The organism is Stenotrophomonas sp. YJH_SMC_101-4 (assembly GCF_059370395.1).
In genome coordinates, this window is the sequence record NZ_JCAFTP010000001.1 from 18,445 (window position 1) to 30,467 (window position 12,023).

The 12,023-nt window shown below is 64.0% G+C and carries 5 protein-coding genes and 1 pseudogene; 2 read left to right on the forward strand and 4 right to left on the reverse strand.

Annotated elements, in window-relative coordinates; all coding sequences use genetic code 11:
• Positions 1 to 25: 25 nt before the first annotated feature.
• Positions 26 to 218, forward strand: a pseudogene (locus tag AC5P8D_RS00080) (integrase core domain-containing protein); the annotation flags it as partial.
• Between the two features lie 70 nt (positions 219 to 288).
• Here the strand turns inward: AC5P8D_RS00080 and AC5P8D_RS00085 are convergent.
• From AC5P8D_RS00085 to AC5P8D_RS00100, 4 genes are all read right to left on the reverse strand, one after another.
• Entirely contained in the window at positions 289 to 2,295 is a 2,007-nt protein-coding gene (locus AC5P8D_RS00085) for a M13 family metallopeptidase (RefSeq protein ID WP_312719712.1), read from the reverse strand.
• Between the two features lie 222 nt (positions 2,296 to 2,517).
• The gene (locus AC5P8D_RS00090; RefSeq protein WP_019338610.1) at positions 2,518 to 4,620 is read right to left on the reverse strand and encodes a M13 family metallopeptidase; all 2,103 of its coding nucleotides are present in this window, start codon (positions 4,618 to 4,620) and stop codon (positions 2,518 to 2,520) included.
• 190 nt (positions 4,621 to 4,810) lie between these two features.
• Positions 4,811 to 7,798, reverse strand: a complete 2,988-nt coding sequence (locus AC5P8D_RS00095) for a TonB-dependent receptor domain-containing protein (RefSeq protein ID WP_064968343.1) — start codon at positions 7,796 to 7,798, stop codon at positions 4,811 to 4,813.
• 338 nt (positions 7,799 to 8,136) lie between these two features.
• The gene (locus AC5P8D_RS00100; RefSeq protein ID WP_495202982.1) at positions 8,137 to 10,926 is read right to left on the reverse strand and encodes a TonB-dependent receptor domain-containing protein; all 2,790 of its coding nucleotides are present in this window, start codon (positions 10,924 to 10,926) and stop codon (positions 8,137 to 8,139) included.
• A gap of 214 nt (positions 10,927 to 11,140) precedes the next feature.
• Between AC5P8D_RS00100 and apbC the strand changes: the two genes are divergently transcribed.
• Positions 11,141 to 11,995, forward strand: coding sequence for an iron-sulfur cluster carrier protein ApbC (apbC, locus tag AC5P8D_RS00105; protein WP_026347084.1), 855 nt, complete (start codon positions 11,141 to 11,143; stop codon positions 11,993 to 11,995).
• Positions 11,996 to 12,023: the final 28 nt, after the last annotated feature.

The window sequence follows — 12,023 nt, forward strand, 5'->3', positions numbered from 1 at the left end:
CCAGGTGGAGCGCGGGGAACTGACCTACAAAAAGGCGCTGGCGGAACGGATCAACGGGATACTCAAAGGAGAATTTCTGCTTCGTCGCCCACGGGACCTTGGGACAGGCCCGGCAGATGGTGGCTGAGGCAGTGGAGGTCTATAACGCGGAGCGACCCCATCTGTCCCTTAAAATGCAGACGCCCGATGCGGTGCATCGGGCGTCTTTGGCCGCCTGAGGGCGGCCAGATCATCCACCCCATCGGTGTCAACCTATGGCAGGACGGGTCAGCCGCTACAACCGCATGATCAGCGCCAGACCTTGATCTGCTCGGCTTCGCTGCGCTGCATCGGCTGGCCGGCCTTGCAGCTGAAAGTAGCACCGAAGGCCGGCAGGTTGGCCAGCGTGCCGTTGCTGCGCCACAGGCCCGGTGCGCGGATGTCAGCGGTCAGGCGGCGCACGGCCTCGTTCGGCGCCAGCTGCTGCGCCCACAGTGCAGACCAGGCGCGGAAGAAGCCCTGCTGCTGCGCTTGCTTGGCCTTCGGCTCCTGCGCGACATACGCCGCCCAGGCCAGTTCCAGGCCGGCGATGTCGGCCAGGTTCTCTTCCTGGGTGAGCGCGCCGTTGACCTTGGCACCCTTCACGCCCGGGAAGTCGTAGGCGCTGTACTGCGCGGCCACGCGGCTGCCGAGCAGGGTCCAGGCGGTCTTGTCGGCCGGGGTCCACCAGCTGCGCAGCTCGCCCTTAGCGTCGACCAGCGCGCCCTTGGCATCGATCGCGCGGGTCAGCTCATGGCCGACCAGGCCACCGAAGCTGCCGAACTTGTCGGCAGCATCGGCCTTGGCGTTGAACACCGGGCCCTGCAGGATCGCGGCGGTGACGATCAGGCGGTTCTGCGCCAGGTCGTAGGCCAGCGACGGCTGCTGCGGCAGCACGTCCCAGCGACGGTCGGCGTTGCCCTTGCCGATGCGCTTCATTTCTTCGCGATGGCGCCAGGTCGAAGCAATCAGCATGTTGCCGCCGAACGAGCCGCGGCCCATCGGCTGCACGCTGTAGTCGAGGTCGCGCAGCGGGGTGCCGATCTCGATCTTCAGCGCGGCCAGCTTGGCCTGCGCTTCGGTCTTGGCTTCGGCGCTCATCCAGCTGCTGTTCTTGACCGCCTCGATCTGCACTTCGCGCACCTTGTCGACGATCCACGCCGCCTGGCGGCGATCTTCGGCGGACAGGTAACGGGCAGCGTACTCGCGACCGACCATCGGGCCGGCGGCCACGTTGATCGCCTCCAGCACATCTTCCCAGCGCTGCGGCGGCAGGGTTTCGCCACGCAGCACGCGGCCGCGGAATTCGAACTCGGCGTCGCGATAGGCCTTGGACAGGTACGGTGCCATCGAGTCGCCCACGCGCCAGCGCAGGTAGGCCTTCCACTGGTCCGGCTTGAGCTTGGTGACCATGCCGTCGAGCTGCTTGAACAGGCCCGGGTCGGCCAGCGAGACCAGGTCGTCATCCACGCCCTGTGCCTTCAGGAAGGCATCCAGCTGCAGGTTGCGGTAGCGGCTGTTGAGCTCCTTGGTGGAGATCGGCGCGTAGTTGTTGAACGGGTTGTTGATGCCGGCCAGCGACTGCGCATTGCGTGCCAGCTCGGTTTCCAGCGCGATCACCGCCTGCGACTCGGCATCCAGCTTGGCAGCCGGGGTGCCGGTCAGCGCCAGGATCTGCTTGACGTAGTTGCGGTAGCGGCCCATCAGCGCCACGGTGTCGGCGTCGCTGCGGGTATAGAACGCCGGGTCCGGCAGGCCCATGCCGCCCTGCATGAAGTAGCCGATGTGGCGGTCCAGCGCCTTCAGGTCCACGTCCGGGCCGAAGTTGAATGCCACCGGGATGCCGACCTGGTGCAGTGCGGCGATCGAGGCCGGCACATCCTTGGCCTTCTTGATGGCATTGATGCGGGTCAGCAGCGGGGCGATCGGGTTGGAGCCGTCTGCTTCCACGGCGGCTTCGTCCAGGCCGCTGGCCCAGAAGTCACCCAGCAGTTTCTGCACGTTGCCCTGCGGCGCCTTCATCGCGGCGTCGAGCAGTTCACGCTGCTGCTGGCGGCTGCGGTCGACAAGCTGGCCCAGCGCGGTGGTGGCGCCGGTCTGCGGCACCGGGTTGGCCTTCAGCCAGCCTGCATTGGTGGCGTCATAGAAGTCGCTGCACTGGGCACTGACAGCCGGGGCACGCGCAGCCTTTTTCTTGGCAGCGAACGCGTCGTGGGTCGGGACCAGGGTCGCCAGGCTGATGCCCAGGGCGATGGCAAGCGGACGGAAGTTGGGCATGTGGAACGAATCCGTGATGGATTGAGGGCGCGCGCACTATAGCAAGCCGGGCATCGACGCGGCATGCACGCGTCGCGGTGCATTCGCCGACCGAGGTCGGCAGCTACCGGGGAGCGCCGGGATCAGTAGATCCACGCCATGCGTGGATGAAAGACACCCCAGAAAAACAAAGGCCCGGGAATTCCCGGGCCTCTGCAGGTCTGCCTTGGCGTCAGCCGGGGCTTACCAGATCACCACCTGCTGCTCGCCAGTGCGGGCCATCGGCGAACCGGCCTTGCACTGGAATGCCGCGGCGAAGGTCGGCAGGTTCGACGGCGCACCCATGGCGCGGAACTGCGCCGGCGCGTGCGGGTCGGTCGCGAGGCGGACCTTGGCGTTTTCCGGGGTGTACTTGGTGCGCCACACGGTGGCCCAGTTGAAGAAGAAGCGCTGGTCGCGGGTGAAGCCATCGACCTTTGCATCTTCCTTGCCGGCGGAGGCCTTCTGCAGCGCGTCGTAGGCGGTAGCCAGGCCGCCCAGGTCGGCGATGTTCTCGCCCAGGGTCAGGTGGCCGTTCACGGCCTGGCCGTCGACCTTGTACTGGTCGAACTGCTTGACCAGCTTGCCGGTGAGGCCTTCGAAGTTCTTCTTGTCAGCGGCGGTCCACCAGTCTTCCATGTTGCCGGTCGGCCCGAAACGTGCGCCCTGGTCGTCGTAACCGTGGGTCATCTCGTGGCCGATCACCGCACCGATGCCGCCGTAGTTCAGCGCGTCATCGGCCTTCGGGTCAAAGAACGGCGGCTGCAGGATGGCGGCCGGGAACACGATCTCGTTCTGCAGCGGGTTGTAGTAGGCGTTGACCGTCTGCGGGGTCATGCCCCACTCGGTCTTGTCCACCGGCTTGCCGATCTTGGACAGGTTGAACTTGTAGTTGAACTCGCTGGCAGCGCGCACATTGCCCAGGTAGCTGTCGCGCTGGGTCTGCAGGCCCGCCCAGTCACGCCACTTGTCCGGGTAACCGATCTTCGGGGTGAAGGTTTCCCACTTGGCGATGGCCTTGGCCTTGGTTTCATCGCTCATCCAGCTCAGGCCCTGGATGCGTTCCTTCAGCGAGGCGGCCAGGTTCTTCACCAGCTCTTCCATCTTCGCCTTGGCTTCCGGCGAGAAGGCAACCTTCACGTACAGCTGGCCGAAGGCTTCGCCGGCATCGTTCTCGATGGTGCCCAGCACGCGCTTCCAGCGCGGCTTCTGTTCCTTCTGGCCGTTGAGGGTCTTGCCGTAGAACTCGTAGTTCTCCTGCACGAAGGCGTCGGCCAGATACGGCGAGGCGCTGTCCACGGTGTGGAAGCGCAGGTAGGCACGCCACACCGACGGATCTGTGTCGCCCAGTGCCTTGCTCACTTCCTCATGGAAGGCCGGCATCGCCAGCGAGAACTTCTCCGGTGCGGCCACGCCCTGCGACTTGAAGAACTCGGTCCAGCTGAAGTTCGGGGTCAGCTTGTCGGCGTCGGCCAGGGTGACCGGGTTGTAGTACAGCTCGACGTTGCGCGACAGCTCGACGCGCGACTTGGAGGCCTTGGCCAGGCGGGTCTCGAACTTGACCACGTCCTCGGCCTGCTTGGCAGCGTCGGCAGCGGCGACGCCGGACAGCTCCAGCACCTTGGCGACGTGCGCCTGGTAGGCCTTCAGCTTGTCGGCGTTCTTGGCATCGGTGTAGTAGGTGCTGTCCGGCAGGCCGAGGCCGCCCTGGCTGGCGTAGGCCAGGTTGACGGCCGAGTTCTTGAAGTCGGCTTCGGCGCCGAAGCCAAACAGGACGTTGTCACCCTTGGCCGCGCTGCTGCGCAGGTAGTCGGCGATGGCCGCCTTGTCCTGCAGGCCGTCGATCGCCGTCAGGTCGGCCTTCAGCGGCTCGATGCCCTGGGCATTGATCTTGGCCTCGTCCATGCCGGTGGCCCACAGGTCGCCGACGATCTTCTCGATGTGGTTCGGGTTCTTGACCTGCGCGACCTGTTCAGCCAGCTGGTGCTGCACGGCCACCGAACGCTCGTCGAGGATGGTGAACGCGCCCCAGCTGGTGCGGTCGCCCGGAATTTCATTGGCGGCCAGCCACTTGCTGTTGACGTAGTCGCCGAAGGCGCCGCAGGCGTCCTTGCTGGTATCCAGATCGCTGGGCTGGAAGGCGTTGTAGGCCGGCAGCTTGCTCTCGTCCAGGGTGTACTGGGTGGCTTCGGCCGCAGCCGGCGTGGAGGCGGTGGCGTCCTTGGCCGGGGTTTCGTTCTTGCCGCAGCCGACCAGCGCGGCCGAAACGGCCAGGGTCAGCAGCACGATCTTGGGAGTACGGGTCACTTTGATGGCCTCCAGGCCGAGTGAGTCAGGGAAGGGCCGCGGGGACGGCCGTGGGCCGAACGATACGCCGCCGGCCTGCCCTGCAAGGGTGTCGAAGGTCATGGCCGGGCGCAAGGGGGCCGTTTCGTGGCCCGGAAAAGACAGACCCGGCAAAAGCCGGGTCTGTCGGGGTGCTGCAAGTGTGGATGGATCAGAACTTGTAGTTGACGCCCATGTACATGAAGCGGCCGACGTTGTCGTAGTACGCCGAGCCCAGGTCCGCGCCGAAGTAGTTGACCGGCGGATCCTTGTCGAACACGTTGTCCACGCCCAGGTACACCTCTACGCCGGAGTCAGCCATTTTGTAGCCGACCTGCATGTTGTGATAGGTGAACGACGGGTTCCAGATCGGGCTCTGCGAACCCGGATTGCTGTTGTAGCTCTCCGGGAACACGCGCAGGTTGCGGTGGATGTACACCATGTCCCAGCTGGCGCGGAAGTTGCCCAGCGTGTACTTGGCGGTGAACTGGCCACGCCAGCGCGGGTTGGTCACGTAGTTCGAACGTTCCTTGTATTCGTTCGGGAAGTCCTGGAACTCCCACTCACGCGATTCCAGCAGGCGGGTGCCGACCAGGCGCAGGTTGGTGTGGCCACCAAACATGCCGAAGTCGTAGTTCATTTCCAGGTCGATGCCGGTACGACGGCTCTTGGCCAGGTTCTCTGCGATCGCAGTCCAGTCGTAGATGCTGTATGCCGGGAACTCAGCACCGTTCGCACCGACCGCACCGCCCACCGGCGCGCGCTTGATGTTGCCGCAGAAGGCGTTGTTGATGCCCCCCGGCGAATCGACACAGCGGGTTGCCAGGGTTTGGGCGTTGACCGCACCGATAGCGTCCTTCAGGGTGATACGCCAGTAGTCGACCGACATGCCGAAGCCTTCGAAGAACTCCGGCTGCCAGACGAAACCAATCGAGGTGGACTCGGCGCGCTCCGGCTTCAGGTTCGGATTGCCGCCGCTGACGCCTGGACGGTTGGCGCTGTACGAGTCAACCCAGTTTGCCGGAATGCCCAGAGCCGCGCAGTTGGCGGCGCGCAGGGCCGGATCGCCAGCGGTGCCCGGACGGTTCGAATTGGTGGCGTTGGTGTTGCAGGGGTCGGCGATGGTCGCGAAGTTCTGCGACTGCTCGTCATACAGTTCGCCGATGTTGGGTGCGCGGATGGCCTTGGCCAACGTACCGCGAACGCGCAGTGACGGGATCACTTCCCAGTCCAGGCCGACGTTCCAGGTCTTGGTCGAACCGATGGTGTTGTAGTCCGAATAGCGGCCAGCCAGATCCAGCGACAGGCGGCGGATGCCCGGGATGTCGGCCAGCAGCGGGATGTTGGTTTCGGCGAACACTTCCTTGACGTTGTACGAACCGCCACCGCCGTTGATGGCGTTGAGGAAGGTGGCACCGGAGGCTGCCAGCGGATCGGTACGCTCCTGGCTCTTCTCCTTGCGGTACTCGGCGCCGGCCGCAATGCCGACATCACCGGCCGGCAGCGAGAACAGCGCGTTGTTGCTCACCGACGCGCTGAACACGGTCTGCTGCAGTTTGCCGAAGTAGTGCGAACGGGTATTGAACCAGTCGGCCGCATTCTGCGGCACGGCGCCATCACCGAAGATGCTGAAGGGAATGCAGCCCGAACCGATCAGGTCGCGGTTGTAAGCGCGGCCACCGGCATTGGCGTTGGTGGCATTGGCATCGCGGTCGACACGGCAGACGATCTTGCCGCTGGAATCGCGGACTGCGTCCAGACCGGCCTGCCAGCGCTCGTTGATGCGGTTGTTGACGTTGACGCGGTTGATCTCGGTCTCGCCATAGTTGCCAGAGGCCTCGTAGCTCCAGTTGTCACCGAACATGCCTTCCACGCCGAAGACGAAGCGCTTGGTCTCGCGCTTGACTTCCTCGCCGCGGCGGCCCGCGTCGACATTGAATCGGGCTATCTGCAGCTGGGTCAGACCGTTGGCATCCATCAGGGCGCCCAGCTCAGGGCTGATGAAAGCATTGTCGCGACGGATGCGGATGGTGTTGTCGAAAGCGGGCTGGCCGAAGAAGGTCGATTCCGTCTTGGTGTACTTGCCTTCGAAGAACAGGCGGTGCTTGTCGTTCAGGTCGAAGTGGGCGACGGTGTTGACGCTCAGGCGGTCGAACTTCGGCTGCAGGTCGGCAACAGCGTTCAGATCGGTGAAGTCACAGTTGACGCACGAGGAAGGGCTGACCACTGGCCCATCGAAACGGTTGCGGCTGAAGCTGCCATCCGGATTGAAGTGATAGCGGTACTGGTAGGTGTTGGGCTTGGTGAAATCGAACGTGCCACCGGCTTGGAACGAACCGCCGTAGGAGGTGGAGTAGTTGCCGCCCGGGCGGGCCAGGACGGTCTGCGGGTTGCTCTCGCTCGGCGGCTTGGTGCGATCGAAATTCGGATTGGGCACGGTCACGTCGTAGCGTTTACCGATCGAACGGTCGCCACGGCCGAAACGATCCTGCTGGCTGTACTCGACCGCCACGGCGACATTGCCTCGGCCGTCGGCGAAATTGGTGCCCGCGGTAGCCGACACGAAGCCGCGATTGAAGCCGCCTTCGCCCGCAATACCCTTCTGCGCGCGGGCCTCGAAGCCCTCGTAGTTCTTCTTCATGATGAAGTTGACCACGCCGGCCACGGCGTCGGCGCCATAGATGGCCGATGCGCCGCCGGTGATGACTTCAACGCGCTCGATCCACTCCACCGGGATGGTGTTGACGTCGACCGCGGTGCTGCCGGGATTGGCACCGACATGGCGACGGCCGTTGACCAGCACCAGGGTACGGTCGTAGCCCATGCCGCGCAGGTCCATCAGGCCCAGGCCGGCGGTACCGATGTAGCGAGTGGAGTTGCCGAGGGTGAACGAAGGTGCCAGCTGCGGCATCTTGTTCATCAGGTCGCTGATGGTCAGCGCGCCGGTCTGGCGGATTTCTTCGGCGGTGATGGCGGTAACCGGCGAGGATGTCACGAAGCCCGTACGCGCGATGCGCGAGCCGGTCACGCTGACCCGGTCAAGATCGACCGGGTTGGAATTGGTTTCCTGCGCGAAGGCAGGTGCCGAGCTCGCTGCAAGCAGGCCGACGAGCAGAGCGCTGGTCAGCGGGTGGCGGCCGGGTGTACGGGTCTTGGTCATCGTAGTGGATCCCCTTGTTGACTGAAGCATGCTGATTCCATTCAGGCGTTACAGCGGCGTTCATGTGTAGGCCTGTGGTTCATCGAACCTAACACGGGCTTAACGAAAAATGGAGGTTCGCGTTACTCTATGTCTCGAAATGTGCATTCGTTGGACTTGAAAGTGCAATGAATTCGGTAGCTTGGTCTCATTCGTGATGTGCATGTTCAGTCTTTATGAGTTGAAGATGAATGGGCGGAATGGGGTGCCTTTGCGCAGCGAGACAGGTTGACTGGCCAAAAAAAAGGCCCCGCCGAAGCGGGGCCTGGTCCAGACACGGAGTCCGGAAAACGACGGGATCAGAAGTTGTACTTGACCTGGGCCGAGATCTGGCGGCCGTAGACGCTGTAGAAGCCGTCATTGAACGGGGTCGATTCGTTGCCCGGGTAGTTGTAGCGCTGGCCTTCCGGCAGCTTGTTGAACACGTTGTTGACCATCAGCGACAGGACCAGATCTTCCTGTGCCTGGTAGTTCATGCTCAGGTTGTACGTGGTGTACGAACCCCACTTGCCGGCCTTGGCACCGGAGGAGTGGACGTAGCCGTAGCTGCGGCCGGTGTAGGCCAGGTAGTTCGGGGTGCTGCCGACGTAGTTGGCGTACACGGTGGTGGTGAACTTGGCGATGTTCCAGGCCACCGACAGATCGCCGCGGACCTTGGCGAAGTTGTCGTAGTACCACATGTTGTACGGGTCGCTCAGCAGGTCGAGCTTGGCGGCGCCCGGCATCGGCTGCACTTCACGCTTCAGCATGTTGGTGTAGTTGCCGGAGAACATCAGCGAGCCGAAGCGGCCGATATCCTGCTGGTACTTGGCCGCCACGGTCACCGCTTCCAGGTTCTGGCTGGCAACGTTGAGCTTCGGCGTGTACACGCGCTCCAGATTGCCGCCCTTGTCACGGGACACCCAGTTGGTCACGTCGCCGCAGCTGGCCGAGGTGTTGTTCGGCAGGCCGTTGTGGCACTGGTACTCGGCCAGCAGCAGCTGGTCCGAGCTCAGGGTCTTGACCTCGTTCTTGATCTTCCAGTTGTAGTAGTCGGCCGACAGCGAGAAGTTGCTGACCGGAGCCCACACCACACCTGCGCTCCAGACATCGGCGGTGATCGGCTTCAGGTCCGGGTTGCCGGACTTTTCGCTGTACACCGAGGTGTTCTTGTAGAACGAGCAGGCCTCATCACGCAGGCCGTAACCCATCTGGCTGCAGCGGTAGTAGTCGTTCTGGCCGGACGAGTACGAACCGCTCATGCCCTGGAAGGCATCGGACAGGGTCGGTGCGCGGAAGGCGGTACCGTACTTGCCGCGCAGCAGCAGGCTCTCGATCGGACGGAATTCCAGGCCGATGCTGTAGGTGGCCTTGTCGACGGTCTTGTCGGCGATCTTGAAGGCGTCATAGCGGCCCGAGGCGCTGACGGTCAGGGTGTCGTGCAGCGGCATGCGCAGTTCGCTGGTGACCGCGTAGTTGCTGCGGTGGCCGGCGCCGGCGACGGCGGTGGTGCCCCACACATTGCCATCAACGAACGCCTGGTCCGGCGAGTAATCCCAACCTTCGCTGCCACCTTCCAGCACGACGGCCAGGCCGGCATCACCGCCCGGCAGGCTGAACAGCGAACCGTTGGTCACCTGCACCCGACCCAGGTTCTGCCAGGTCTTGCTGCGGTGGGTACCGTAGCCGGTGAAGCTGGCGAACTGGTCAGGGGTGATCGGCGAGTAGAAGGCCGCGTAGTTCGGGTTGTAGATGTCGAAGCCATCAGCGGTAGTGCCCAGCTTGGGGCCCAGCACGTTGTCGACGAAGAAGCCATCGATCTTGTCTTTCCAGCGCACGAAGCGGTTCTGGTCCAGGCGGTACTCGCCACGGGTGAAGCTGGCGCTGTAGTCCCAGTCGCCGACCATGCCCTTGCCGCCCAGGGTAACCTGGTAGGCACGGCTTTCGTCGGAGTTCATGATGTTGTTGTAATGGCCCGGGCCGATTTCTTCCGGCGCGAAGGCGCGCTGCAGGTTCACGACCTTGCCCAGGCCCTGGTCGTAGAAGCTGCCCAGGCTCGACTTGGTGCCCCACCACAGGGCGCTCGAGCCGGAGGTGAACTCGGTCTTTTCCTTGCTGTACAGCACGTCGGCGAACAGCTGGAAGTTGTCGTTCACGTCGAAGGTCATCGACGAGTAGAACTGGCCGCTGTTCTTGCCGTTCTTCAGGGTCTTGTAGCCGGCGCTGTACACCGAACCGCAGGACTCGCCCGACGCGCGCTGGCCGACCACGGTGGTGCCGTCATACAGCCCAGCGACGTTGGCGCAACGGCTCGGGTCCATCATCAGCAGCTTGTTGTCAGCGTTGGTGATGACGGCGAAGTCGTTCGACGGAACCTGGGCGGTGTAGCCGACCGGGTTGTTCTGGCGGGTGATGTCGCGCTGGTAGCCCCAGATCGGGCTGCCGTTCTCGATCTGCACGTTGAACAGCGCATGGAAGCGGTCGTCGAAGGCGTTGATGCCCTTGGCAGCGCTGAAGCGGATGTTGCTGCCGCCGCCTTCGGTGTAGGTGCCGCCACGGAGGGTCATGGTGCCGCCGTCCATGCGCTCCTTCAGGATGATGTTGACCACACCGGCGATCGCGTCCGAGCCGTACAGCGAGGACTGGCCGCCCGGCAGCACTTCGATCCGCTCGACGATGTCGATCGGAATGCCGCTGATGTTGTTGAAGGTTTCGCTGCCGTTGTACAGCGCCGGATACGAGAGCATCGGGCGGCCGTTGATCAGGTACTTGGTGTAGCCCGGATTCAGGCCGAACATGCCGGCGGCTTCGGCGCCCTGGGTGAACGAACCCGAGGTCTGGCCGCCCTGCAGGCCGCCAGTGGTCAGCGACGACTGCTGCAGCACTTCAGCAACACTGCTGAAGCCGCGGGTCTGGATGTCTTCGGCGGTGATGGACATCACCGGGGTCTGGGTTTCAACCTGGGTCTGCGGGATCAGCGAACCGGTGACGGTGATCTTGTCCAGGTTGGTCGCCTTGTCCTGGGCCATTGCCGGGGCGGCGGCCATCAGAGCGGAAATCAGGGCGACGGCGAGCGTGTTGCGACGTGCGGTGTTGCTTACGTAGTTCATGTAGTTCCATTGGAGAGCAAAAACAAAAACGGCACTGCGCATGCGCCATCGCGCGGGCTGGAAATGCCAGCTCCGCAGCCCAAAACAGTGCGGGTCGAACGTAACATGAACTTAACAATCTGTGCACGAATCTGTAGCAATCCTGAATTTCAGTCAGGTTACGTCCAGCTTGTATGATGCTCGGTTATTCCCCCTGACCCCGCCGGTGCTCGTTGTGAACAGTTCTCCCCGCCGTCCCCATGCAAGCCAGGTCCAGAAGGGACTCACGCCGCATGCCCGCATCCGCAATGTGATCGCGGTTGGTTCGGGCAAGGGCGGCGTCGGCAAGTCGACTACCGCGGTCAATCTGGCCGTGGCGCTGCAGCAGCTCGGTGCGCGCGTGGGCGTGCTCGACGCCGACATCTATGGCCCCAGCGTGCCGGCCATGCTGGGCCTGTCCGGCCGCCCGGAAAGCCCGGACAACAAGAGCATCGAGCCGCTGCGTGCGTTCGGCGTCGACACCATGTCGATCGGCTACCTGATCGAAGAGGACACGCCGATGATCTGGCGTGGGCCGATGGCCACCTCGGCGATGACCCAGCTGTTCAACGACACCCTGTGGGACGACCTGGACTACCTGCTGATCGACCTGCCGCCGGGCACTGGTGACATCCAGCTGACCCTGACCCAGAAGATTCCGCTGGCCGGTGCGGTGATTGTCACCACGCCGCAGGACATCGCCACGCTGGACGCGAAGAAGGCGCTGAAGATGTTCGAGAAGGTCGAGGTGCCGGTGCTGGGCATCGTCGAGAACATGGCGGTGCATACCTGCAGCAGCTGCGGGCATGTCGAGCACCTGTTCGGCGAGGGCGGCGGCGAGCGCATGGCCGCGCAGTACGGCGTGCCGTTGCTCGGTTCGCTGCCGCTGCAGATCGGCATCCGCGAGCAGGGCGATTCCGGTACCCCGATCACCGTGGCCCAGCCGGATTCGGTTCCGGCCCAGGCCTACCGCCATGCCGCGCAGCGCCTGATCGAGGAGGTTGGCAAGCGTCCGCGTGCCTCGATCCCGATCCTGTCGTCGCTGCTGTAAGTGCCCGGGCAGGGGCCGCCGGCGACGC